The organism is Pseudomonas sp. B21-023, assembly GCF_024749165.1.
Lineage (GTDB): Bacteria > Pseudomonadota > Gammaproteobacteria > Pseudomonadales > Pseudomonadaceae > Aquipseudomonas.
Window position 1 is genome coordinate 5,716,599 of record NZ_CP087190.1, and the last position, 23,767, is coordinate 5,740,365.

General features: G+C 63.9%; 20 protein-coding genes. 11 read left to right on the plus strand and 9 right to left on the minus strand.

From position 1 onward, the window contains the following. Nucleotides 1-9: 9 nt before the first annotated feature. Complete coding sequence (locus tag LOY42_RS25710; protein ID WP_023630017.1) at nucleotides 10-1,191, minus strand: acyl-CoA dehydrogenase; 1,182 nt, start codon at nucleotides 1,189-1,191, stop codon at nucleotides 10-12. A 163-nt stretch (nucleotides 1,192-1,354) separates the two neighbouring features. Between LOY42_RS25710 and LOY42_RS25715 the strand changes: the two genes are divergently transcribed. From LOY42_RS25715 to LOY42_RS25735, 5 genes are all read left to right on the plus strand, one after another. Next, on the plus strand, nucleotides 1,355-2,254 hold the full coding sequence (locus tag LOY42_RS25715; RefSeq protein WP_139674907.1) for a LysR family transcriptional regulator: 900 nt from the start codon (nucleotides 1,355-1,357) through the stop codon (nucleotides 2,252-2,254). Nucleotides 2,255-2,692: 438 nt separating this feature from the next. After that, on the plus strand, nucleotides 2,693-3,814 hold the full coding sequence (locus LOY42_RS25720) for a Re/Si-specific NAD(P)(+) transhydrogenase subunit alpha (RefSeq protein ID WP_139674904.1): 1,122 nt from the start codon (nucleotides 2,693-2,695) through the stop codon (nucleotides 3,812-3,814). Between the two features lie 11 nt (nucleotides 3,815-3,825). Then, nucleotides 3,826-4,140, plus strand: a complete 315-nt coding sequence (locus LOY42_RS25725; RefSeq protein WP_139674901.1) for an NAD(P) transhydrogenase subunit alpha — start codon at nucleotides 3,826-3,828, stop codon at nucleotides 4,138-4,140. A gap of 2 nt (nucleotides 4,141-4,142) precedes the next feature. Further along, a complete protein-coding gene (locus tag LOY42_RS25730; RefSeq protein ID WP_023631271.1) occupies nucleotides 4,143-5,579 on the plus strand; it encodes an NAD(P)(+) transhydrogenase (Re/Si-specific) subunit beta in 1,437 nt (478 codons plus the stop codon). Nucleotides 5,580-5,770: 191 nt separating this feature from the next. After that, nucleotides 5,771-7,264, plus strand: coding sequence for an acetyl-CoA hydrolase/transferase family protein (locus LOY42_RS25735; protein ID WP_110696747.1), 1,494 nt, complete (start codon nucleotides 5,771-5,773; stop codon nucleotides 7,262-7,264). A gap of 101 nt (nucleotides 7,265-7,365) precedes the next feature. Here LOY42_RS25735 and LOY42_RS25740 read toward each other — a convergent pair whose 3' ends face one another. After that, the gene (locus tag LOY42_RS25740) at nucleotides 7,366-9,033 is read right to left on the minus strand and encodes a bifunctional diguanylate cyclase/phosphodiesterase (RefSeq protein ID WP_139674898.1); all 1,668 of its coding nucleotides are present in this window, start codon (nucleotides 9,031-9,033) and stop codon (nucleotides 7,366-7,368) included. 256 nt (nucleotides 9,034-9,289) lie between these two features. Here LOY42_RS25740 and rep point away from each other — a divergent pair, with 256 nt between their 5' ends. Together rep and xpt are read left to right on the plus strand one after the other, a co-directional pair. Then, on the plus strand, nucleotides 9,290-11,299 hold the full coding sequence (gene rep / locus LOY42_RS25745) for a DNA helicase Rep (protein WP_102684790.1): 2,010 nt from the start codon (nucleotides 9,290-9,292) through the stop codon (nucleotides 11,297-11,299). A 64-nt stretch (nucleotides 11,300-11,363) separates the two neighbouring features. Further along, nucleotides 11,364-11,936: a xanthine phosphoribosyltransferase gene (xpt, locus tag LOY42_RS25750; RefSeq protein WP_028689919.1), complete on the plus strand. Its 573-nt coding sequence runs from the start codon at nucleotides 11,364-11,366 to the stop codon at nucleotides 11,934-11,936. 125 nt (nucleotides 11,937-12,061) lie between these two features. On the opposite strand, the gene LOY42_RS25755 is transcribed toward xpt, so the two are convergent. The 5 genes from LOY42_RS25755 to dadA form a co-directional block, all read right to left on the minus strand. Then, nucleotides 12,062-13,918 carry an acetyl-CoA hydrolase/transferase C-terminal domain-containing protein gene (locus tag LOY42_RS25755; protein ID WP_258599643.1) on the minus strand — a complete coding sequence of 619 codons (1,857 nt, stop codon included), beginning with the start codon at nucleotides 13,916-13,918 and terminating at the stop codon, nucleotides 12,062-12,064. A gap of 145 nt (nucleotides 13,919-14,063) precedes the next feature. Next, the gene (locus LOY42_RS25760) at nucleotides 14,064-14,468 is read right to left on the minus strand and encodes a cytochrome c5 family protein (protein ID WP_110697524.1); all 405 of its coding nucleotides are present in this window, start codon (nucleotides 14,466-14,468) and stop codon (nucleotides 14,064-14,066) included. A gap of 154 nt (nucleotides 14,469-14,622) precedes the next feature. Then, nucleotides 14,623-15,171 (minus strand): cupin domain-containing protein, encoded by a 549-nt coding sequence (locus LOY42_RS25765; RefSeq protein ID WP_023629132.1) that lies wholly within the window; start codon nucleotides 15,169-15,171, stop codon nucleotides 14,623-14,625. Nucleotides 15,172-15,279: 108 nt separating this feature from the next. After that, complete coding sequence (alr, locus tag LOY42_RS25770) at nucleotides 15,280-16,353, minus strand: alanine racemase (RefSeq protein ID WP_110696753.1); 1,074 nt, start codon at nucleotides 16,351-16,353, stop codon at nucleotides 15,280-15,282. A gap of 205 nt (nucleotides 16,354-16,558) precedes the next feature. Beyond that, nucleotides 16,559-17,860: a D-amino acid dehydrogenase gene (gene dadA, locus LOY42_RS25775; protein WP_139674893.1), complete on the minus strand. Its 1,302-nt coding sequence runs from the start codon at nucleotides 17,858-17,860 to the stop codon at nucleotides 16,559-16,561. Nucleotides 17,861-18,016: 156 nt separating this feature from the next. Between dadA and dadR the strand changes: the two genes are divergently transcribed. Continuing rightward, on the plus strand, nucleotides 18,017-18,505 hold the full coding sequence (gene dadR / locus LOY42_RS25780) for a transcriptional regulator DadR (RefSeq protein WP_003258963.1): 489 nt from the start codon (nucleotides 18,017-18,019) through the stop codon (nucleotides 18,503-18,505). 4 nt (nucleotides 18,506-18,509) lie between these two features. Here the strand turns inward: dadR and LOY42_RS25785 are convergent, their stop codons facing one another. Further along, entirely contained in the window at nucleotides 18,510-18,863 is a 354-nt protein-coding gene (locus tag LOY42_RS25785; RefSeq protein ID WP_258599644.1) for a YkgJ family cysteine cluster protein, read from the minus strand. Between the two features lie 144 nt (nucleotides 18,864-19,007). Here LOY42_RS25785 and LOY42_RS25790 point away from each other — a divergent pair, with 144 nt between their 5' ends. Beyond that, nucleotides 19,008-20,300, plus strand: coding sequence for an FAD-binding oxidoreductase (locus LOY42_RS25790; RefSeq protein ID WP_139674890.1), 1,293 nt, complete (start codon nucleotides 19,008-19,010; stop codon nucleotides 20,298-20,300). Here LOY42_RS25790 and LOY42_RS25795 read toward each other — a convergent pair. After that, on the minus strand, nucleotides 20,297-20,527 hold the full coding sequence (locus tag LOY42_RS25795; RefSeq protein ID WP_046857575.1) for a DUF1127 domain-containing protein: 231 nt from the start codon (nucleotides 20,525-20,527) through the stop codon (nucleotides 20,297-20,299). The genes LOY42_RS25790 and LOY42_RS25795 overlap by 4 nt on opposite strands. A gap of 176 nt (nucleotides 20,528-20,703) precedes the next feature. On the opposite strand from LOY42_RS25795, the gene LOY42_RS25800 reads away from it, so the two are divergent. Beyond that, on the plus strand, nucleotides 20,704-22,134 hold the full coding sequence (locus tag LOY42_RS25800) for a PLP-dependent aminotransferase family protein (RefSeq protein ID WP_258599645.1): 1,431 nt from the start codon (nucleotides 20,704-20,706) through the stop codon (nucleotides 22,132-22,134). A gap of 60 nt (nucleotides 22,135-22,194) precedes the next feature. Continuing rightward, nucleotides 22,195-23,745: a phospholipase D family protein gene (locus LOY42_RS25805; RefSeq protein ID WP_139674884.1), complete on the plus strand. Its 1,551-nt coding sequence runs from the start codon at nucleotides 22,195-22,197 to the stop codon at nucleotides 23,743-23,745. Nucleotides 23,746-23,767: the final 22 nt, after the last annotated feature.

Genomic DNA, 23,767 nt, shown 5'->3' on the forward strand with positions numbered 1-23,767 from the left:
GCTCCTCTATTAATAGAACGCCTGGATGCCGGTCTGCGCGCGCCCAAGGATCAGCGCGTGCACGTCGTGAGTACCTTCATAGGTGTTGACCACCTCGAGGTTGACCAGGTGGCGGGCGACGCCGAACTCGTCGGAAATGCCATTGCCACCCAACATGTCCCGCGCCAGGCGAGCAATGTCCAGGGCCTTACCGCAAGAGTTGCGCTTCATGATTGAGGTGATCTCGACCGCCGCGGTCCCTTCGTCCTTCATCCGGCCCAGGCGCAGGCAGCCTTGCAGAGCCAGGGTAATCTCGGTTTGCATGTCAGCCAGCTTCTTCTGGATCAACTGGTTGGCAGCCAGCGGGCGGCCAAACTGCTGACGATCCAGGGTGTATTGGCGAGCGGTGTGCCAGCAGGCCTCGGCGGCACCCAGCGCACCCCAGGAGATGCCGTAGCGGGCCGAGTTCAGGCAGGTGAACGGGCCTTTGAGGCCGCGCACATCGGGGAAGATGTTCTCTTCCGGCACAAACACGTTGTCCATGACGATCTCGCCGGTGATCGAAGCACGCAGGCCGACTTTGCCATGGATTGCCGGAGCACTGAGGCCGTCCCAGCCTTTCTCCAGCACGAAGCCACGGATATCGCCGGCATCGTCCTTGGCCCAGACCACGAACACATCGGCGATCGGGCTGTTGGTGATCCACATCTTGCTGCCGCTCAGACGATAACCACCGTCGACCTTGCGGGCGCGGGTGATCATCGAGCCCGGATCGGAACCATGGTTGGGCTCGGTCAGGCCGAAGCAGCCGATCCATTCGCCACTGGCCAGCTTCGGCAGGTACTTCTGCTTCTGTGCCTCGGTACCGAACTCATTGATCGGCACCATGACCAGCGACGACTGCACGCTCATCATCGAGCGGTAGCCGGAGTCGATACGCTCCACCTCGCGGGCGATCAGGCCGTAGCAGACGTAGTTCAGGCCACTGCCGCCGTACTGCTCGGGAATGGTCGCGCCGAGCAGGCCGACTTCACCCATCTCACGGAAAATCGCCGGATCCGTCTGTTCATGACGGAACGCCTCCAGCACACGGGGCGCCAGCTTGTCCTGGGCGAACTGATAGGCGCTGTCACGGACCATGCGCTCTTCTTCAGTGAGCTGCTGATCCAGCAGCAGCGGGTCGATCCAGTTGAAGCTTGCCTTGCCAGCCATGTGCGGATTCCTCGAAAGATGGGAACGAATTGTTGTGCTGGATTGATCCTAGGCCTGTTTGGCGTGAGGGACAAACGAGGATTGCGCACCGTTTAGTGATATTTTCTCACTTCGTAATCATCCAAATGCCCTGCTCAACGCCTGACATGTGAGGTTCACGTACATGCGCCGAAAGATTCCCAGCACCACCGCCCTGGTCTGCTTCGAGGCGGCCGCACGTCACGAGAGCTTCACCAAGGCCGCACAGGAACTGGCCCTGACCCAGGGCGCCGTCTGTCGGCAGATCGGCAGCCTGGAGGCCTTCCTCAATGTCGAGCTGTTCCGTCGCTCGCGCCGGGGCGTGAAACTGACCGAAGCCGGGCTCTCCTACAGTCGCCAGGTAACCGCACAGCTGGATGCGGTGGAGCGCGACACGCTTTCGGTGATGCGCCAGCAAGGCGCCAATGTGATCGAACTGGCGGTAGTGCCGACCTTCGGCACCCAGTGGCTGCTGCCGCGGCTGAAAGACTTCCAGCAGCGTCACCCGGAGGTCACGGTCAACCTGACCAACCGCACCCGCCCCTTCCTGTTCGCCGACACGCCCTTCGATGCCGCCATCTACTTCGGCGACGCCGACTGGTCGGGCACCCAATCCCACCGACTGATGGGCGAGAACCCCGTGCCGGTGTGCAGCCCTTCCCTGCTGGAAGGGCAAGCCAGCCTCGACGCCCAGCGCATTGCCGACTTGCCACTGCTGCAGCAGACCACCCGCCCTTATGCCTGGCGACAATGGTTCGACGGCTTGGGGATGAGCGTCGAACGCGACATGACCGGCCCGCGCTACGAGCTGTTTTCGATGCTCGCCCAGGCCGCCATGCATGACATGGGCATTGCGCTGATTCCACCGTTCCTGATCCAGCGCGAGCTGCAGGAGGGCCGACTGATGGTCGCTAACAGGCATGCCCTGACCAGTGACAAGGCCTACCATCTGATGATCCCCGAGCGGAAGGTCGAGTCCGCCTCGCTACGGGCGTTCCGCGACTGGCTGGTGGCGCAGGCGCAACGATACACCGCCACGAAATAGGGTAAAGCGGGTAAAGCTGACCCCGTAGTCAATTATTTTTAACACCTACAGATATATGGATTTGTCGCAAATTCGTAATCTGTTCCGTTCACCCTGAAAAACATAGCAACCCTAGTTACTGCGCGGGTTTGCAGCTGATTTTGCGACATTCAGCAAACTGAGAACGAAAATAGCGGAATTTTTTTCAAATTTTCTCCTAAGCTCCGCATAGCGCGTGCTTGACGGGTTGAGGGCAAATCGTTGCGACATACGGTCACAGGGTGACTTGTAGTTTTGACTTCGTTTCGCTTCAGAACCGGTTGAAGGCCCTCGGGTTCGTCTGCAAAATGCCTCCCCCGCCCCGGATCCGGCGGGGTCGTGCTCTACGACCACCCAGCCGCACCACCCGAAGTGCGCTGGTTCCTATAAAGACAAAAGGTCACCGCAGGAGACAAAGTCGTGCACATTGGTGTTCCTCTCGAGACGCAGACGGGTGAGACAAGGGTCGCCGCAACCCCGGAAACCATCAAGAAACTGGTTGGCCAGGGCCATCAGGTCACCGTGCAACGGGGGGCAGGGCTAAAGGCCAGCATTCCGGACAGTGCCTATGAGGCCGTTGGCGCCAACTTGGGCGAAGCCGCCGACGCCTTCGGCGCGCAACTGGTGCTCAAGGTGGTCGCGCCCAGTGACCAGGAGTTGGCGCTGATCAACAGCGGCAGCCTGCTGGCAGGCATGCTCAACCCGTTCAACAACGAACTGATCGCCAAGATGGCCGAGCGCGGCATCACCGCCTTCGCCCTGGAAGCCGCACCGCGCACCTCACGCGCGCAGAGCCTCGACGTGCTGTCGTCCCAGGCCAACATCGCCGGCTACAAGGCCGTGCTGCTGGCCGCCCACCACTACCCACGCTTCATGCCCATGCTGATGACCGCGGCGGGCACCGTAAAGGCCGCCCGCGTGCTGATCCTCGGTGCCGGCGTGGCCGGCCTGCAGGCCATCGCCACGGCCAAGCGCCTGGGCGCGGTGATCGAGGCGTCCGACGTGCGTCCGGCGGTAAAGGAGCAGATCGAGTCACTTGGCGCCAAGTTCATCGACGTGCCCTACGAGACCGACGAGGAACGCGAGTGCGCCGAAGGCGTGGGCGGCTACGCCCGGCCAATGCCGGCCAGCTGGATGCAGCGCCAGGCCCAGGCCGTGCACGAGCGAGCCAAGCAGGCGGACATCGTCATCACCACCGCGCTGATTCCCGGACGCAAAGCGCCGACCCTGCTCAGCGCCGAGACCGTGGCGCAGATGAAACCCGGTTCGGTGGTCATCGACCTGGCCGCAGCCCAAGGCGGCAACTGCCCGCTGACCGTGGCCGACCAGGTGGTGATGGAGAACGGCGTGACCCTCGTCGGCCCGACCAACCTGCCGGCCCAGGTCGGTGCCGACGCCTCGGCGCTGTACGCGCGCAACCTGCTCGACTTCATGAAGCTGCTGTTCGACAAGGACGGCAACCTGGTCATCAACCTCGAAGACGACATCGTCGCCGCGTGCCTGATGTGCCGCGACGGCCAGGTCGTGCGCAAGAACAGCTGAGGAGCACGACAATGGAAGACATGCTGATTTCCCACGGCATCTACAACCTGATCATCTTCGTGCTGGCCATCTACGTGGGCTATCACGTGGTGTGGAACGTCACCCCGGCCCTGCACACACCGCTGATGGCAGTCACCAACGCCATTTCCGCGATCGTCATCGTCGGCGCCATGCTGGCCGCAGCGCTGACCGTGACCCCGGCCGGCAAGATCATGGGCACCCTGGCCGTGGCGCTGGCCGCGGTCAACGTGTTCGGTGGCTTCCTGGTCACCCGCCGCATGCTGGAAATGTTCAAGAAGAAAACCAAGAACGAGGCGCAGAAGTAAGCATGAGCATGAATCTGGTAACGCTTCTGTACCTGGTCGCCTCGGTCTGCTTCATCCAGGCGCTCAAGGGCCTCTCGCACCCGACCACTTCGCGGCGCGGCAACCTGTTCGGCATGATCGGCATGGGCATCGCGATCCTCACCACGGTGGGCCTCATCTATAAGCTTGGGGCTGAGCTTGCGACAGCGGGTATCGGCTACGTGATCGTCGGCCTGCTGGTCGGTGGTACCGCGGGTTCGATCATGGCCAAGCGCGTGGAGATGACCAAGATGCCCGAACTGGTCGCGTTCATGCACAGCATGATCGGCCTGGCCGCGGTATTCATTGCCATCGCCGCCGTGCTCGAACCACAGTCGCTGGGCATCGTCGCCGCCATCAGCGACCCGATCCCCACCGGCAACCGCCTCGAGCTGTTCCTTGGCGCGGCCATCGGCGCCGTCACCTTCTCAGGTTCCGTGATCGCCTTCGGCAAGCTGTCGGGCAAGTACAAGTTCCGCTTGTTCCAGGGCGCACCGGTACAGTTCGCCGGCCAGCACAAGTTGAACCTGATCCTGGGCCTGGCGACCATCGCCCTGGGGCTGCTGTTCACCTTCACCGGCCACTACAGCGCCTTCACCCTGATGCTGGCCCTGGCCTTCGTCATGGGCGTGCTGATCATCATCCCGATCGGCGGCGCCGACATGCCGGTGGTGGTGTCGATGCTCAACAGCTATTCGGGCTGGGCAGCAGCCGGTATCGGCTTCTCGCTGAACAACTCGATGCTGATCATCGCCGGCTCCCTGGTCGGTTCCAGCGGCGCGATCCTCTCGTACATCATGTGCAAGGCGATGAACCGTTCGTTCTTCAATGTGATCCTCGGTGGCTTCGGTGCCGACGTCGATGCCGGTGCCGCAACGGGTTCGAAAGAGCAACGCCCGGTGAAATCCGGTTCGGCCGACGACGCCACGTTCCTGCTGAGCAACGCCGACAGCGTGATCATCGTCCCAGGCTATGGCCTGGCGGTGGCCCGCGCCCAGCACGCGCTCAAGGAGCTGACCGAAAAGCTGACCCACAACGGCGTGACCGTGAAGTACGCGATCCACCCGGTAGCGGGGCGCATGCCCGGGCACATGAACGTGCTGCTGGCCGAGGCCGAGGTACCGTACGACCAGGTGTTCGAGATGGAAGACATCAACGCCGAGTTCGGCCAGGCCGACGTGGTGCTGGTGCTGGGCGCCAACGATGTGGTCAACCCGGCGGCGAAGAATGATCCGAAGTCGCCGATCGCCGGCATGCCGATCCTCGAGGCCTTCAAGGCCAAGACCATCATCGTCAACAAGCGCTCCATGGCCAGCGGCTATGCCGGCCTGGACAACGAATTGTTCTACCTGGACAAGACCATGATGGTGTTCGGTGACGCGAAGAAGGTCATCGAGGACATGGTCAAGGCTGTGGAGTAGGTCCAACGACCATCGCGACCGCTTGTACAAGACAAACCCCGGGAAGCCATTTCCGGGGTTTGTCGCATTTGCCTGATCCAGATCAACGGCTCTATTTCCGGGCCGCTCATACGACCATGGTCGCGGGACGGCACCGGGCGAAATCTCTAGACTGCGCTTCCAGTAGCTTCAGTAGCCTGAGATAACAATCCATGTACCGTGATCGTATCCGCTTGTCCTCCCTGCACAGCAAGGTAATGAGTGCGGCTGACGCCGCTGGCCTGATCGAGGACGGCATGACCGTCGGCATGAGCGGCTTCACCCGCGCCGGCGAAGCCAAGGCCGTGCCCCACGCACTGGCCGAGCGCGCCAAGCAGTCGCCGCTGAAGATCAGCCTGATGACCGGCGCCAGCCTGGGCAACGACCTGGACAAGCAACTGACCGAAGCCGGCGTACTCGCCCGGCGGATGCCGTTCCAGGTCGACAGCACCCTGCGCAAGGCCATCAACGACGGCAAGGTGATGTTCATCGACCAGCACCTGTCGGAAACCGTCGAGCAGTTGCGCAACAAGCAACTGACCCTGCCGGACATCGCGGTCATCGAAGCGGTGGCGATCACCGAGCAAGGCCATATCGTGCCGACCACCTCGGTGGGCAACTCGGCCAGCTTCGCGATCTTCGCCAAGCAGGTCATCGTCGAGATCAACCTGTCGCACAACGCCAACCTCGAAGGCCTGCACGACATCTACATCCCGACCTACCGTCCGACCCGCACGCCGATCCCGCTGGTGAAGGTAGACGACCGCATCGGCAGCACCGCGATCCCGATCGACCCGGCGAAGATCGTCGGCATCGTCATCAGTGACCAGCCGGACTCGCCGTCCACCGTGCTGCCGCCCGATCATGAGACCCAAGGCATCGCCGACCACCTGATCGCCTTCCTCAAGGGCGAGGTGGATGCCGGCCGCATGAGCAACAACCTCGGGCCGCTGCAGGCCGGTATCGGCAGCATCGCCAACGCGGTGATGTGCGGCCTGATCGAGTCGCCGTTCGAAAACCTGACCATGTACTCCGAAGTGCTGCAGGATTCGACCTTCGACCTGATCGACGCCGGCAAGCTGAGCTTTGCCTCAGGCAGCTCGATCACCCTGTCGAGCCGCCGCAATGCCGATGTGTTCGGCAATCTGGAGCGCTACAAGGACAAGCTGGTGCTGCGTCCGCAGGAGATCTCCAACCACCCTGAAGTGGTACGTCGCTTAGGGATCATCGGCATCAACACGGCGCTCGAGTTCGACATCTACGGCAACGTCAACTCGACCCACGTCTGCGGCACCAGGATGATGAACGGCATCGGCGGCTCGGGCGACTTCGCCCGCAACGCCCACCTGGCGATCTTCGTCACCAAGTCGATTGCCAAGGGTGGTGCGATTTCCAGCGTGGTGCCAATGGTCAGCCACGTCGATCACACCGAGCATGACGTGGACATCCTGGTGACCGAGGTGGGCCTGGCCGACCTGCGCGGCCTGGCGCCGCGCGAGCGCGCCCGGGTGATCATCGACAACTGCGTGCACCCGGACTACCGCGCCGCGCTCAACGACTACTTCGAGCGCGCTTGCCAGCGTGGCGGGCATACCCCGCATATCCTGCGCGAGGCGCTGAGCTGGCACGAGAACCTGGAAGAAACCGGGCGCATGCTGGCGGGTTGATCCAAAGGCAACAGGGCGCCGCTGACGCGGCGCATCGCCGGCAAGCCGGCTCCACAAGAACGGCGCAACACCTGTGGGAGCCGGCTTGCCGGCGACTGGGCCTAAAGGGTCTGCACCAAACCCGGGGTGGGCACCTGCAACAGGTACTCGATCAACGCCTCCACCGGCAACGGCCGACTGACCAGGAAGCCCTGCACCTGGTCGCAACCGAACGCCCGCAGCAGCGCCAGTTGCTCCTCGCTCTCCACCCCTTCTGCCACCACCTCCAGGTTGAGGTTGTGCGCCAGGTTGATCATCGCGTGTACCAGCTTGGCATTCTCTTCGCGTTGCTCCATGCCGCCGACGAAGCTGCGATCGACCTTCAACAAGGTGATCGGCAAGCTGTTCAGGTGCACGAACGATGAAAAGCCGGTGCCGAAGTCATCCAGCGAGAAGCGCACACCCAGGCGCCCGAGGGCATCCATGGTCTGGCGGACCAACTCGTTGCGGCGCATGACCGCCGTTTCGGTCAGCTCGAACTCCAGCCAGCGCGCATCGACCCCGTGCTCGACGATCAGCCGGCTCAGGGTTGCCAGCAACTGGCTGTCCTGGAACTGGCGAAAGCTCAGGTTCACCGCCATGTGCAGCGGTGCCAGGCCACGTTCGCGCAGGGCCTGCATATCGCTCAGGGCCCGCGAGATCACCCAGTAACCCAGTGGCACGATCAACCCACTCTGCTCGGCCAACGGCACGAACTCGCTGGGCGCCAGCAGGCCGCGCTCGGGATGGTTCCAGCGCACCAGCGCCTCGAGCCCGACGATACGCCCGTCGGCAAGGTTCAGCCGCGGCTGGTAGTGCAGTTCCAGCTCGTCGCGGCGCAGGGCGCGGCGCAACTCGCTTTCCAGGTCGGCGAGGCTGCGGGCGTTGCGATTGATACGCTCATTGAATACGTGGAAGGTGCAGCCCTGGCTGCCCTTGGCCTGGCGCATGGCGATATGGGCGTGCCACATCAGCGGGTCGGCGCCCGCCTGGGCGCGGGCATGGGCGATCCCCAGGCTGCAGCCGAGCAGCAGGCTCTCGCCGTCGACCCAGTAGGGCTCGGTGAGCGCCTCGGTGATGCGCTCGGCCATCCACTCGGCGCGGTTGGGGTCACGCCGGGTGTCGATCAACAACGCGAACTCGTCGCTGCCCAGGCGCGCCAGTTGGTCGCTCGCCTCCAGCTGGTGCTTCAAGCGGGCGACCACCTGCAGGATCAAACGATCGCCGCCCTGGTGACCGAGGGCGTCGTTGACATGGCGGAAGTTGTCCAGGTCGAGATGACCAAGGGCCAGGCCGCGGCCTTCGTTCTCGGCCAGCCGCGCGGTCAGCAGGGCCTGGAAGCCCTGGCGGTTGGCGATGCCGGTCAGCGGGTCTTGTTCGGCCAGGCGCTGCAGGGTAGCCACCAGTACGCCGCGCTCACGCACGTGACGCAGGGAGCGACGCAGCGTGTCGGTAGTCAGTTGCGCCAGCACCAGCCAGTCGCTGGCGCCCAGCGGCGCGCTGGCCGGTTCCTGCTCGAGCAGCAGGATCGTCGGCAGCTCGCAACGCCCCGGCGCGGGCTGCAGCTCGGGCGTGGCCAGCACCACGGCCTGACGGTCGTTGGCGAACAGGCTGTCCACCGCCGCCCAGTTCGGCGCGGTCAGCAGCACGACGCTGCCACCCATAGGTTGCAAGCAGTCGCGCAGGTGCACGGCCCACTCCGGCTCATCAGCCAACAGCAGCAAACGCAGGGGTTCGACAGGCGTGGACAAGCGGGCTCCTTAGATGTGGGCGGTGGAACGGCGAGCGCGGGCAATCCTACCCGATTAATTGGAAATGATTTTCACTTTTAGTCATTGCCCGTCCCTGGCCACCATCCCGACGCAATCTGACGTGCATCCTGCGCGAAAGTAGCAGATGCGGCAAATCCGATTCGCGCCCTGCATCACAACGGCAGACGGTCGCGCATTAACCACCCCATGCCTGCTAGAATGCGCGGCTATTTTCTGGTTACCCCCGGTTTCTAGCATGTCCCGACTCAATCCCCGGCAACAGGAAGCCCGCGACTACGTCGGCGGCCCTCTTTTGGTGCTCGCCGGTGCAGGCTCCGGCAAGACCAGCGTGATCACGCGCAAGATTGCCCACCTCATCCAGAACTGCGGCATCCGCGCCCAGTACATCGTCGCCATGACCTTCACCAACAAGGCCGCGCGCGAGATGAAGGAGCGAGTCGCCACCCTGCTGCGTCCGGGGGAAGGCCGGGGCCTGACCGTGTGTACCTTCCACAACCTGGGCCTGAACATCATCCGCAAGGAGCATGACCGCCTGGGCTACAAGCCGGGGTTCTCGATCTTCGACGAGTCCGACATCAAGGCGTTGCTGTCGGACATCATGCAGAAGGAATACTCCGGCGACGACGGCATCGACGAGATCAAGAACATGATCGGTGCCTGGAAGAACGACCTGATCCTGCCGCCCGAGGCCCTGGAAAAGGCGCGCAACCCGCGCGAGCAGACCGCGGCCATCGTCTACACCCACTACCAGCGCACGCTCAAGGCGTTCAACGCGGTGGACTTCGACGACCTGATCCTGCAGCCGGTCAAGCTGTTCCAGGAACACCCCGACGTGCTCGAACGCTGGCAGAACCGCGTGCGCTACCTGCTGGTGGACGAGTACCAGGACACCAACGCCAGCCAGTACCTGCTGGTGAAGATGCTGATCGGCATGCGCAACCAGTTCACCGTGGTCGGCGACGACGACCAGTCGATCTACGCCTGGCGTGGCGCGCGCCCGGAAAACCTGATGCTGCTCAAGGAGGACTACCCCTCCCTGAAGATCGTCATGCTCGAGCAGAACTACCGCTCCACCAGCCGCATCCTGCGCTGTGCCAACGTGCTGATCGCCAACAACCCGCATGCCTTCGAAAAGCAGCTGTGGAGCGAGATGGGCGTGGGCGATGAGATCCGCGTGATCCGCTGCAAGAACGAGGAGGCCGAGGCCGAGCGCGTGGCCATGGAAATCCTCACCCTGCACCTGCGCACCAACCGCCCGTACAGCGACTTCGCCATCCTCTACCGCGGCAACTACCAGGCCAAGCTGATCGAATTGAAGCTGCAGCACCACCAGGTGCCGTACCGACTGTCCGGCGGCAACAGCTTCTTCGGCCGCCAGGAGGTCAAGGACCTGATGGCCTACCTGCGCCTGCTGGTGAACCCCGACGACGACAATGCCTACCTGCGTGTCATCAACGTGCCGCGCCGCGAGATCGGCTCGACCACGCTGGAAAAGCTCGGCAACTATTCCACCGAGCGCGGCATCTCGATGTACGCCGCCAGCGAGGAGATGGGCCTGGGCGAGCACCTCGACGCCCGCTACACCGAGCGCCTGCAGCGCTTCAAGCACTGGCTCGACGGGGTACGCCACAAAGTCGCCCTGGACGACCCGATCGCCGCGCTGCACGAGATGATCCGCGACATCGACTACGAGAACTGGATCCGCCAGCAGACCGCCAGCGACAAGGCTGCCGAGTTCCGTATCAGCAACGTCTGGTTCCTGGTCGAAGCGCTGAAGAACACCCTCGAAAAGGACGAAGAGGGTGACATGACCATTGAGGACGCCATCGGCAAGCTGGTGCTGCGCGACATGCTCGAGCGCCAGCAGGAAGAGGAAGAAAACGCCGAGGGCGTGCAGATGATGACCCTGCACGCCTCCAAGGGCCTGGAATTCCCTTACGTGTTCATCATGGGCATGGAGGAGGAGATCCTCCCCCACCGCTCGAGCATCGAGGCCGACACCATCGAGGAAGAACGCCGCCTGGCCTACGTGGGCATCACCCGCGCGCGCCAGACCCTGGCCTTCACCTTCGCCGCAAAGCGCAAGCAGTACGGCGAAATCATCGACTGCACACCGAGCCGGTTCCTGGATGAACTGCCGCCGGACGACCTGGCCTGGGAAGGCCTGGACGATGCGCCCGTGGAAGTGAAGGCCGCGCGCGGCAACAACGCCCTGGCCGATATCCGGGCAATGCTCAAACGCTGATCAACCATTATTCTTAAACTTTGCCGCTATTTGCGGCCACCTTTGCTACATCGAGGAAAAAAAAGTGGAAGCACTGCATCAGAAGATTCGCGAAGAAGGCATCGTGCTTTCCGACCAGGTACTCAAAGTCGATGCGTTTCTCAACCACCAGATCGACCCGGCGCTGATGCAGCTGATCGGTGACGAGTTCGCTCGCCTGTTCGCCGATTCGGGCGTGACCAAGATCGTCACCATCGAAGCTTCGGGCATCGCCCCGGCGGTGATGACCGGCCTGAAGCTCGGCGTGCCGGTGATCTTCGCCCGCAAGCACCAGTCGCTGACCCTGACCGAGAACCTGCTGACTGCCTCGGTGTACTCCTTCACCAAGCAAACCGAGAACACCGTGGCCATCTCGCCGCGCCACCTCAACAGCAGCGACCGCGTGCTGGTGATCGACGACTTCCTGGCCAACGGCAAGGCGTCCCAGGCGCTGATCTCGATCATCAAGCAGGCCGGCGCCACCGTGGCCGGCCTGGGCATCGTCATCGAGAAGTCGTTCCAGGGCGGCCGCGCCGAGCTGGACAGCCAGGGCTACCGCGTCGAGTCGCTGGCCCGGGTGAAGTCGCTGGAAGGTGGCGTGGTCACCTTCATCGAGTAAGCCTGTACCGACCTCATCGCCGGCAAGCCGGCTCCCACAGGTACCGCACAAGGTCAAAGCCCTGCGGTACTCCTGTGGGAGCTGGCTTGCCGGCGATTGGGCTGCAAAGCAGCCCCGGCAATCTTTCAGGTCGCCGCCAAGCCCGCCAGCAGCAGCCGCTGGTACAACTCCTCCTTCAGCCCCTGTGGCTCCCCCAGCCCCATGCGCGCCAACTGCGCTGCATAGGCCTCGGGCGCCGGCGCATCCAGCGCCGCCTTGCCCAGTTCCAGCACCTCGCTCAGCTTGAACTTGCTCTTGAGCCAATTCAGCGCCCGCAACAAGTCACGCTCCTCGGCTGTGAAATCGCTGCCCAGCGGATATTCCGGGAACAATCGCGCATGCCGCGCGCGGGTTGCCTCCAGGCGCTCGGGAGTGTTGTCGGTATAGCGCGCATCCAGCACGAAATCCTTCGCCAGCTTGCCCGCCGCCTTGGCTTGCTCCATCAGCTCGCGCTGAAAACGAGAGTCACTGATCGCCAGCAACCGCGCAATCACCTCGCTGTCGGTCTGCCCGCGCAGGTCGGCGATGCCGTATTCGGTGATTACGATGTCTCGCAAGTGCCGAGGTATGGTGCAGTGACCGTAGGTCCAGTAAAGGTTGGAGGTCACCTCGCCACCGGCCTCGCGCCAACTGCGCAGCAACAGGATCGAGCGACCGCCCTCCAGCGCATGGCCCTGGGCCAGGAAGTTGTACTGCCCGCCCACGCCGCTGAGCACCCGGCCATCTTCGAGCTGGTCGGCGACACCGGCACCCAGCAAGGTCATGCCGAATACCGTATTGATGAAGCGCGCATCCCGGCGCTGACGGCGCTTGCGCTCTTCCTGGCCGTACAGCTCGTTGATGTAGCTGATGGCAGTCATGGCGAAGCGTGCGCGCTGCTCCAGCGGCATCTCGCGCAGGCGCTGGTAGAACGCCCGTGGGCCAAGGAAGAAGCCGCCATGAATCAGCACGCCGTGCTCGTCGGCCGGGCGGCGCACCACCCCGGCTTCAGCCAGGGCAAGCAACCCGTTGACGAACATTTCGCTGCAGCCATACAGCCCCTGGGCGAAGGTATCCAGCCCCCCTTCCCGCTCGATAAGCGCCTGCCATGGACTGATATCCAGCTCATCGAGTAGCGCACGATAGCCTTCGTTATCACCCTGGCGCGCCAGCAGCGCCGCCGCCACCGCATCGCCCATGGCTCCGATGCCGATCTGCAGGGTGCCGCCGTCGCGCACCAGAGTGCTGGCATGCAGGCCGATGCAATGGTCCTGGGTATTCACCGGCATGTTCGGCGTCGAGAACAGCCGGCGTCGCTCAGGCTGATCTATCAGCAGGTCGAACTGTTCCAGGCCCAGCTCGGAGTCCCCGGGCATGTACGGCAGTTGGTCATGGGCCTGACCAAGCAGCAGGATGGTCTCGCCCTCAGCGCGGCGTCGGGCGATCATCGGCAACAGGTCGAGGGTGATGTCGGGGTTGCAGGCCAGGCTCAGGTGATCGGGCCGCTCGGGCGTGCAAGCCACCAGTTGTGCGATCAGGTTCAAACCCTTGGCGTTGATGTCGCGGGCGGCGTGGCTGTAGTTGCTGCTGACGTAGGCCTGCTGGGCCGTGTCGCTGTGCAGCAGGCTGCCGGGCTGCATGAAGAACTGCTCGACGCGGATGTTCGGCGGGAGCCGGTCGGCACGCAGGTCGGCCAGATAGGTGAGCTCTTCGTAGTCGGCGAACACACGCTCGACGAAGGGCTCGAGGAAACGACGCTGCAGACCGTCGCCCAGCGCGGGCCGGCCCAGGGACAGGGCGGTGTAGATCGTCAGCCGACGCTCGGGAAGATCGCGAACCCGCGCGTACAGCGCGTTGACGAAGGCGTTGGGTTTGCCCAGGCCAAGCGGCAGGCCCATGTGGATATGGCTGGGCAGTCGGGCCAGGGCCTGTTCGACAGCCTGGTCGATGGAGCAGCGATACATCTGGGCCTCCTGAGTCATCCGTGGGTTCAAGGATTGGACACAAGTCGCAGCGGGTTGGTTGCCTGCACCGCCCCCGCAATAGGGCTACCGGCCCAAAAACAAAAGCCCGCCATCAGAGGCGGGCTTTATACAAGTCAGGTCCGGCTCACAGCCCGGACATCTTCTTGATCGCACCCTTCAAGTCTTCATCCGAGCAATCGGCGCAGGTACCCTTCGGTGGCATGGCGTTGATCCCGGTGATGGCCTTGGCCAGGATGCCATCAAGACCGCCCTGGTGGTCGGCACGCTCTTTCCACGCGGCGGTGTCGCCAATCTTCGGCGCGTTCAGCAGGCCGGTGCCATGGCAGGCATTGCAATGCTTGGCGATGATCTCGTCCGGCGTCTTGGCACCGCCGCCACCGGCACTGGCGGCCACTTCCATGCCCTTGCATTCCTGGCCCTGGACGCACACCTGGCCGACCGGCTCGAGACGCTTGGCGATGTCGTCGTTGGTTGCAGCGGTTGCGCTCATTGCCCAAAGGGCGAATACGGCTGCTGGTACGGCCAGCATCTTCTTGATTTGGTTCACGCGAACACCCTCATGGTGGCTAATCACGCCCGCGGCCACGGAATTGCGAGCGTTGAAAAGTATAGCGGGAACCTGGAAGGCGTGAAACGACCACACTCAGGGAAAGGGTATTGACCCTTCAATGCACTGCGCTGGATCAAAAGTTCGACGGGGTGGCCGCGCTGATCAGCCGGGCCGGCTCCTCGAACGGGTTGCGGAAGCGGTGCGGGCGGGTGCTTTCGAAGTAGTAGCTGTCACCGGCCTCGAGGATGAAGATCTCGGTGCCGACCACCAGTTCCAGGCGACCTTCGAGAAGAATGCCGGTCTCTTCGCCATCATGGGTGAGCATTTCCGCCCCCGTGTCGGCGCCCGGCGGGTAGACCTCGGTCAGAAACGCGATGGCGCGATTGGGGTGCGACTTGCCGACCAATTTCATGGTCACCGCGCCATCGGAGATGTCGATCAGCTCGTGCGCCTTGTAGACGATCTGGGTTGGGCTTTCGGGCGCGAGTTCCACCGAGAAGAACTCGACCATGGACATGGGGATACCGCTGAGCACTTTGCGCAGGGAGCTGATCGACGGGCTCACGCTGTTCTTCTCGATCATCGAGATGGTGCTGTTGGTCACCCCCGCGCGCTTGGCGAGTTCGCGCTGGGACAGGCCCTTGAGCTTGCGGATGGCTTGCAGTCGTTCACCGACGTCCAAAGCTTGCGCCTCCAGAAACGGTCGAGGTTGGGGGAGTGTGAACGATATGATGGCAATGCCGTTCAGTATTTACAACACACAGCCCCGCAGCCTGTCCGCTTCAGCGCCTTATTCGCCGATATAGTCCAGCGGCACGCGCTTGAGATTGCAGAAGATCTGGTACGGAATGGTCCCGGCCTGCATGGCCACGTCGCTGGCCAGCACTTGCTTGCCCCACAACTCGACCGGGCTGCCGATAGTGGCCTCGGGCACGTCTGTGAGGTCGACGCAGAGCATGTCCATCGACACGCGGCCAATCAGCTGGGTGCGCTTGCCGGCCACCACCACTGGCGTGCCAGTAGGTGCCTGGCGCGGGTAGCCGTCGGCATAACCCATGGCGACCACGCCGACCCGCGTCGGCCGAGGGCTGACGAACTTGGCGCCATAGCCCACAGGCTCGCCGGCGGGCAGCTCGCGCACGCTGATGATGCGTGATTGCAGGGTCATCACTGGCTGCAGACGAGCAGCCTCGGCCTGCTCCACTTCGAACGGCGTGGCGCCGTAGAGCATGATGCCCGGGCGCACCCAGTCGCTCTTGATGCTCGGCCAGCCCAGCACGGCCGGCGAGTTGCGCAGGCTGCACTCGGCGGCCAGCCCCTGGCGGGCGGCCTCGAACACGGCGACCTGCTGTGCGGTAGCGGCGGCGTCGAGCTCGTCGGCGCGGGCGAAGTGGCTCATCAGTACGATGCGCGAGACCTTGCCGCTGGCCAGCAGGCGCTGGTAGGCGTCGGCGTAGTCCTTGGGGTGCACGCCGACACGGTGCATGCCGGTGTCCATCTTCAACCAGACGGTCAGCGGCTTGTGCACCGAGGTCTTCTCGATCGCTTCCAACTGCCATGGCGAATGCACCACGCACCACAGATCATGTTCGGCGATCAGCGCCAGCTCGCTGGCCTCGAAGAAACCTTCGAGCAACAGTACCGGTGCCTTGATGCCCGCCGCGCGCAGCTCCAGGGCCTCCTCGATGCAGGCTACGGCAAAACCGTCGGCCTCGGTTTCGAGCGCCAGTGCGCAACGCACCGCGCCATGGCCATAGGCATCGGCCTTGACCACGGCCAGGGCCTTGGCGCCGGTCAGCTCACGGGCCAGGCGGTAGTTGTGTCGAAGGGCTTGGAGGTCGATCAGGGCACGGGCGGGACGCATGGCGGCAGCCTTCTGGCAGTTCTGGTTATCGATAAAGCCCCGGCGCGGCAAGTGGGGGTAGGTACCCACCGCGCCGGGGTGAGGGAACAGGTCAATCGTTTTCACTTCACATCGCGAGGCAAGCTCGCTCCCACCGCAACGCTACAGTGTTCGTGGGAGCGACGGTGCGCCGATGCGACTTGCCTCGCGATGAAGCGGGCAGCCCTTACTGGTGCGCAGGTGCCGGCTGGCCGTGCTTGGCGATCTCACGGCTGTTGCCATAACGCGAGATGTCCAGGCCTTCGGCACTGATCTGCGGCTTCTTGCGCGCAATCAGGTCGGCCAGCAGGCGACCGGAACCGCAGGCCATGGTCCAGCCCAGGGTGCCGTGACCGGTGTTGAGGAACAGGTTACGGAACTTGGTCGCCCCGACGATCGGGGTGCCATCCGGAGTGGCCGGGCGCAGGCCGGTCCAGAAGCTCGCCTGGCTCAGGTCGCCGCCGCGAGGATAAAGGTCGTTGACGATCATCTCCAGCGTTTCGCGTCGACGCGGGTTAAGCGAAAGGTCAAAACCGGCGATCTCGGCCATGCCGCCGACACGGATGCGGTTGTCGAAACGGGTGATGGCGACCTTGTAGGTCTCGTCCAGGATGGTCGAAGTCGGCGCCATGTCACCATTGGTGATCGGCACGGTCAACGAGTAGCCCTTGAGCGGGTAGACCGGTGCCTTGATGCCCAGCGGCTTGAGCAGCTGCGGCGAGTAGCTGCCCAGGGCGAGCACGTAGCGGTCGGCGGTTTCCAGCTTGCCGTCGATCCAGACGCCGTTGATGCGGTCACCGGCGAAGTCCAGGCGCTGGATGTCCTGGCCGAAGCGGAACTCGACACCCAGCTTGATGGCCATCTCGGCGAGCTTGGTGGTGAACATCTGGCAGTCGCCAGTCTGGTCGTTGGGCAGGCGCAGGGCGCCAGCGAGGATACCCTTCACGCTCTCCAGGGCCGGTTCGACCCGGGCAATGCCGTCACGGTCGAGCAGCTCGTACGGTACACCGGACTGCTCCAGCACTGCGATGTCCTTGGCCGCGGCGTCCAGCTGCGCCTGGGTGCGGAACAGCTGGGTGGTTCCCAGGCTGCGGCTTTCGTAGGCGATGCCGGTTTCGGCGCGCAGCTCGTCGAGGCAATCGCGGCTGTACTCGGACAGGCGCACCATGCGCTCCTTGTTCACCGCATAACGGCTGGCGGTGCAGTTGCGCAGCATCTGGGCCATCCACAGGTACTGGTCGACGTCTCCGGTCAGCTTGATGGCCAGGGGCGCGTGGCGTTCCAGCAGCCACTTGATGGCTTTCAGCGGCACGCCCGGTGCGGCCCAGGGCGAGGCATAGCCGGGCGAGATCTGGCCTGCGTTGGCGAAGCTGGTTTCCATGGCCACCGCCGGCTGGCGATCGACCACCGTCACCTCGAAACCTTGCCGGGCCAGATAGTAGGCACTGGCGGTACCGATCACACCGCTACCAAGTACCAGAACTCGCATTGTTGTATCCCTCGCACGCGGCTTGCCGCAGTCTTTTGTTGAAATGGCATGGATGCGCGCAGTATAAGAATCTCCGACCAGTGCTATTCACTATATAAGCAGCTATATTTGGCGAGAATTCTCGGCAAAATTGCCTTTCACGGAGGGGCATCCCCTATGAGAACCCAGCACCAGAGCAAGCGTGAACTGGACAAGATCGACCGCAACATCCTGCGGATCCTGCAGAATGACGGGCGTATCTCCTTCACCGAACTGGGCGAGAAGGTCGGGCTGTCCACCACCCCCTGCACCGAACGGGTGCGGCGCCTGGAACGCGAGGGGATCATCATGGGCTACAACGCCCGGCTCAACCCGCAGCACCTGAAGGGCAGCTTGCTGGTGTTCGTCGAGATCAGCCTGGACTACAAGTCCGGCGACACCTTCGAGGAGTTCCGCCGCGCCGTGCTCAAGCTGCCCCATGTACTGGAATGCCACCTGGTATCCGGGGATTTCGACTACCTGGTGAAGGCGCGGATCTCGGAGATGGCGTCGTATCGCAAGCTGCTCGGCGACATCCTGCTCAAGCTGCCCCATGTGCGCGAGTCGAAGAGCTACATCGTGATGGAAGAAGTGAAAGAGAGCCTGTGCCTGCCGATTCCGGACTGAAGCCTTACACCAGCACCTGGCGGGTACTGGCGATATAGGTGTGAACCAGCTGCTCGGCCGCCGGGTCGATCGGCTGCTCCAGGCCCCGCCCCCTGGGGCAGGCCAGCCGCGGCGTGGTGCCGAACAGGCGGCAGATCATCGGGCGCTCTTCATATACGGTGCAGCCGTTCGGGCCCAGGTGCACACAGTCCAGGCGCTCCAGCGCGGCTTCCTGCTCGGCCTGGGTCTTGCGCGGCAGGCGGGCCATTTCCTCGGCCGAGGTGGTGACCGGGCCGCAGCAGTCATGGCAGCCGGGCTCGCACTCGAACGAGGGGATGAGCTCGCGCAGGAAATGGATCTTGTGGCGGTTGCAGGACATAAACGGCGCATCTGGGACATGAGTGCTGGATTATAAGGCAATCGCAGGAATCATCGTGGGAGCGGCGGTGCGCCGATGCGACTTGCCCCGCGATTGGCCGGTTGCCTATCCTCGCCTTTTCGCCTTGCACCCAGGAAACGACACATGGTCCACAGCGCGCAACACGCCGCCTCCTACTACGCTGCCAGCAGCGCGCCACACCCCGACTACCCGTTCCTGCAAGGCGAGCACAGCGCCGACGTATGCATTGTCGGCGGTGGCTACTCGGGCCTGAACACCGCCATCGAATTGGCCGAACGCGGCTTGTCGGTGATCCTCCTGGAAGCACGCAAGCTCGGCTGGGGCGCCAGCGGCCGCAACGGTGGCCAGCTCATCCGGGGCGTCGGCCACGGCCTGGAGCAGTTTCTCCCGGTGATCGGTGAAGAAGGCCTGCGCAGCATGAAGCTGATGGGCTTGGAAGCCGTGGAAATCGTACGCGAGCGCGTCGAGCGCCATGGCATCGGCTGCGACCTGACCTGGGGCTACTGCGACCTGGCCAACAAGCCCGCCGAACTGGAAGGCTTCGCCGAGGACGCCGAGGAACTGCGCAGCCTGGGCTATCGTCACGAACTGCGCCTGGTGCAGCCCGGCGACATGCACTCGGTAGTAGGTTCTGATCGCTATGTCGGCGGCCTGATCGACATGGGTTCGGGTCACCTGCATCCACTCAACCTAGCGCTGGGCGAAGCCGCCGTGGCCAGGCGCCTGGGTGTCGGCTTGTACGAGCAGTCGGAAGTGACCCGCATCGACTACGGCCCGGAAGTGAAGGTGCATACCGCCCAAGGCAGGGTGCGCGCCAAGACGCTGGTGCTGTGCTGCAACGCCTACCACAACGACCTCAACCGCGAACTGGGTGGCAAGGTGCTGCCCGCCGGCAGCTACATCATCGCCACCGAGCCCTTGGGTGAGGAGCGCGCCCGCCAGTTGCTGCCGCAGAACATGGCGGTATGCGACCAGCGCGTGGCGCTGGATTACTATCGCCTCTCTGCCGACAAACGCCTGCTGTTCGGCGGCGCCTGCCACTATTCCGGGCGCGACCCGCAGGACATCGCCGCCTACATGCGCCCGAAAATGCTCAAGGTGTTCCCGCAACTGGCCGATGTGCGCATTGATTACCAATGGGGCGGCATGATCGGCATCGGTGCCAACCGCCTGCCGCAGATCGGCCGCTTGGCCAGCCAGCCCAACGTCTACTACGCCCAGGCTTATTCGGGCCACGGGCTCAACGCCACCCACCTCGCCGGACGCCTGCTCGGCGAGGCCATCAGTGGCCAGCAGAGCGGGCGCTTCGATCTGTTCGCCAAGGTCCCGCATACCACCTTCCCCGGCGGCAAACTGCTGCGTTCGCCGCTGCTGGCACTGGGGATGCTCTGGTATCGACTCAAAGAGCTGGTCTAGTCACGCCAGAAGGGCTTGCTCGCCTCATGCCGAGCCTGCTCCCAGCTAATGCCAATATCGCGCAGTTGGTAATCCTCCAGCTGCAACAGGGCCCTGCGGGTGCGCCAGCGATGCAGCATCAGGCTCCAACGACCCATGCCTTGAGGCGCGCTGAAGACCCGGGGACGCTGCTCCGACTCCAGTTCGCTGGCCAACAGTTGCAAGCGCACATCGCTCATGCCACCCATCACCACGTCCTCCGTTCAGTACCTGACGTGGAGACAGCATGCGGGTACACCCCATGCCAATACAGATCCAAAATCGACTTATTATTCCCATACAGAATTGGCGCAAATAGGGCTGCATGCGGTATTTTTCGCCTATCTGTACCGGTCCTTGGTCATCAGCTGAGCAGGAGTATGCAGTGACCCTCTATTTCAACCTCGCCGAACTGCTCGGTTCACGCATCGAGCAGGGCCTGTATCGCCCCGGCCAGCGCCTGCCGTCAGTGCGCGCCCTGAGCGTGGAGCACGGCGTCAGCCTGAGCACCGTGCAGCAGGCTTACCGCCTTCTGGAGGACAACGGCCTGGTCTCGCCGCGCCCCAAGTCCGGCTACTTCGTCGCCGAGGACCGCCAGCTACCAGCCCTGCCAGCCATCAGCCGCCCAGCCCAGCGTCCTGTGGATATCTCCCAGTGGGAGCAAGTGCTGGAGCTGGTGCGCGCCACCCCGCGCCCGGACGTGATCCAGCTCGGCCGTGGCATGCCCGACGTCGACAGTCCCACGCTCAAGCCACTGTTGCGCAGCCTGGCGCAGATCAGCCGGCGCATGGACATGCCCGGCCTGTACTATGACAACATCCACGGCAACGCCCTGCTGCGCGAGCAGATCGCCCGGCTGATGCTCGACTCCGGCTGCCGCCTGGGCCCGGCCGACCTGGTGGTGACCACCGGCTGCCACGAGGCGCTGTCGTGCAGTATTCGCGCGGTATGCGAACCCGGTGACATCGTCGCGGTCGATTCACCCAGCTTCCACGGCGCCATGCAGACGCTGAAGGGCCTGGGCATGAAGGCCCTGGAAATCCCCACCGACCCCATCACCGGCATCAGCCTGGAAGCCCTCGAACTGGCCCTCGAGCAATGGCCGATCAAGCTCATCCAGATCACCCCCAACTGCAACAACCCCATGGGTTACATCATGCCCGAGGCGCGCAAGAAGGTGCTGCTGACACTCGCCCAACGCTACGATGTGGCAATCCTCGAAGACGATGTGTATGGCGACCTGGCCTACACCTACCCGCGCCCGCGCACCATCAAGTCGTTCGACGACGATGGCCGCGTGCTGCTCTGCAGCTCGTTCTCCAAGACCCTGGCGCCAGGCCTGCGGGTTGGCTGGGTGGCCCCGGGGCGCTATCTGGAGCGGGTGCTGCACATGAAGTACATCAGCACCGGCAGCACCGCCTGCCAGCCGCAACTGGCGATCGCCGACTTCATCGCCGAAGGCCACTACCAGCCCCACCTGCGACGCATGCGCAGCCAGTACCAACGTGGCCGCGACCAGATGTGCGACTGGGTGACCCGCTACTTTCCGCCGGGTACCCGCGCCAGCCGCCCGCAAGGTGGCTTCATGCTGTGGGTGGAACTGCCGGAAAGTTTCGATACGCTGCGCCTGAATCGCGCTTTACTGGAGCAAGGCGTGCAGATCGCCGTGGGCAGCATCTTCTCTGCCTCGGGCAAGTACCGTAACTGCCTGCGCATGAACTTCGCCGCCCGGCCCACGGCGCAGATCGAAGCCGCCGTGCGCAAAGTCGGTGAAACCGCCCTTCGTCTACTGGATGCCGAACACCCCGGCGGGTAACTTTGCGCCGCCTGCCACGGTCCAACTTCATAAGCCCTTGCCGCACAGGACGATCCACCCTTGAGACTCCAGCATGCCCTGCCCCTGCTGCTGGTGCTGCTGCTCGGCCTGTCGGGCTGCGCCAGTGTCGGTACACCACGTGAAGTCAGCCAGGCGCTGCCGGCGGCCGACTCGGCCTTCGGCCGCTCGGTGCAGCGCCAGGCCGCGCCCTACGAGGGACGCTCGGGCTTTCGCCTGCTGCCCAACAGCAACGAGGCATTCCGCGCCCGCGCGGAGCTGATCCGCAACGCCCAGGCAAGCATCGACCTGCAGTACTACATCGTCCACGATGGTCTCAGCACCCGCGCCCTGGTCCATGAACTGCTGCGTGCCGCCGACCGCGGCGTACGGGTACGCATCCTGCTCGACGACACCACTAGCGATGGTCTCGACAACCTCATGGGCACCCTCGCCGCCCATCCGAACATTCACATCCGAGTGTTCAACCCGCTGCACCTGGGACGCAGTACCGGGGCGACCCGGGCCGTCGGCCGGCTGTTCAACCTGTCACGCCAGCATCGGCGCATGCACAACAAGCTGTTCCTGGTGGACAACAGCATGGCCATAGTCGGCGGCCGCAACCTGGGCGACGAGTACTTCGACGCCGAACCCAACCTCAACTTCACCGACATCGACCTGCTGGGTGTGGGGCCTGTGGCCGAACAACTCGGACACAGCTTCGACCAGTACTGGAACAGCGCCTTGAGCCGCCCGATCGGCGACTTCCTCTGGCGCCAACCCGACGCCGACGACCTGTTCAGCAGCCGTCAGCGCCTGGAGGTGTCCCTGGCCGAAGCACGGACCAAGCGCAAGGCCCTGTACGACCGCTTGATGGCCTATCAGTCGCAGCCGCGCCTGGATGTGTGGCGCAATGAGCTGATCTGGGCCCACAGCCAGGCTTTGTGGGACGCGCCGAGCAAAGTCCTGGCAGACGGCGAGCCGGACCCGCAACTGCTGATGACCCAGCAACTGGCCCCCGACCTGAACCGCGTGCACAAGGAATTGATCCTGGTGTCCGCCTACTTCGTACCCGGCGAGCCTGGCCTGCTGTACCTGACCAGTCGCGCCGACGCCGGCACCTCGGTCAAGCTCCTGACCAACTCGCTGGAAGCGACCGACGTGCCAGCGGTCCATGGCGGCTATGCGCCTTATCGCCGGGCCTTGGTGGAGCATGGCGTGCAGCTGTACGAGTTGCGCCGCCAGCCCGGCGATCCACGACCACGGCTGGGTTTCCACGGCAGCTCCGATTCGAGCCTGCACAGCAAGGCGATGGTGTTCGACCGAAGCAAGACCTTCATCGGCTCGTTCAACTTCGACCCGCGTTCCGTGCTGTGGAACACCGAAGTGGGCGTGATGGTGGACAGCCCTGAGCTGGCCGAGTACACCCGCGAACTGGCGCTACAAGGCATGGCTCCAGCGCTGAGTTACCAGGTGAAGCTGGTGGACGGGAGGATGGTCTGGGCGACCGAGGACAACGGCCAGCGGCACATGTTGGTGACCGAGCCCGGGGGGATATGGCGACGCTTCAATGCCTGGATCAGCAAGGCGGTCGGGTTGGAGAAGATGTTGTAGAACGCATCGCGGGCAAGCCCGC

Bases quoted from the DNA above. Each gene is read 5' to 3' on its own strand.
- alr (WP_110696753.1), bottom strand. From the start codon at position 16,353: ATGCGTCCCGCCCGTGCCCTGATCGACCTCCAAGCCCTTCGACACAAC.
- LOY42_RS25790 (WP_139674890.1), top strand. From the start codon at position 19,008: ATGGTCCACAGCGCGCAACACGCCGCCTCCTACTACGCTGCCAGCAGC.
- LOY42_RS25760 (WP_110697524.1), bottom strand. From the start codon at position 14,468: ATGCTGGCCGTACCAGCAGCCGTATTCGCCCTTTGGGCAATGAGCGCA.
- LOY42_RS25715 (WP_139674907.1), top strand. From the start codon at position 1,355: ATGCGCCGAAAGATTCCCAGCACCACCGCCCTGGTCTGCTTCGAGGCG.
- LOY42_RS25735 (WP_110696747.1), top strand. From the start codon at position 5,771: ATGTACCGTGATCGTATCCGCTTGTCCTCCCTGCACAGCAAGGTAATG.
- LOY42_RS25725 (WP_139674901.1), top strand. From the start codon at position 3,826: ATGGAAGACATGCTGATTTCCCACGGCATCTACAACCTGATCATCTTC.
- LOY42_RS25755 (WP_258599643.1), bottom strand. From the start codon at position 13,918: ATGTATCGCTGCTCCATCGACCAGGCTGTCGAACAGGCCCTGGCCCGA.
- dadR (WP_003258963.1), top strand. From the start codon at position 18,017: ATGAGAACCCAGCACCAGAGCAAGCGTGAACTGGACAAGATCGACCGC.
- LOY42_RS25730 (WP_023631271.1), top strand. From the start codon at position 4,143: ATGAGCATGAATCTGGTAACGCTTCTGTACCTGGTCGCCTCGGTCTGC.
- dadA (WP_139674893.1), bottom strand. From the start codon at position 17,860: ATGCGAGTTCTGGTACTTGGTAGCGGTGTGATCGGTACCGCCAGTGCC.
- rep (WP_102684790.1), top strand. From the start codon at position 9,290: ATGTCCCGACTCAATCCCCGGCAACAGGAAGCCCGCGACTACGTCGGC.
- LOY42_RS25785 (WP_258599644.1), bottom strand. From the start codon at position 18,863: ATGTCCTGCAACCGCCACAAGATCCATTTCCTGCGCGAGCTCATCCCC.
- LOY42_RS25710 (WP_023630017.1), bottom strand. From the start codon at position 1,191: ATGGCTGGCAAGGCAAGCTTCAACTGGATCGACCCGCTGCTGCTGGAT.
- LOY42_RS25795 (WP_046857575.1), bottom strand. From the start codon at position 20,527: ATGGGTGGCATGAGCGATGTGCGCTTGCAACTGTTGGCCAGCGAACTG.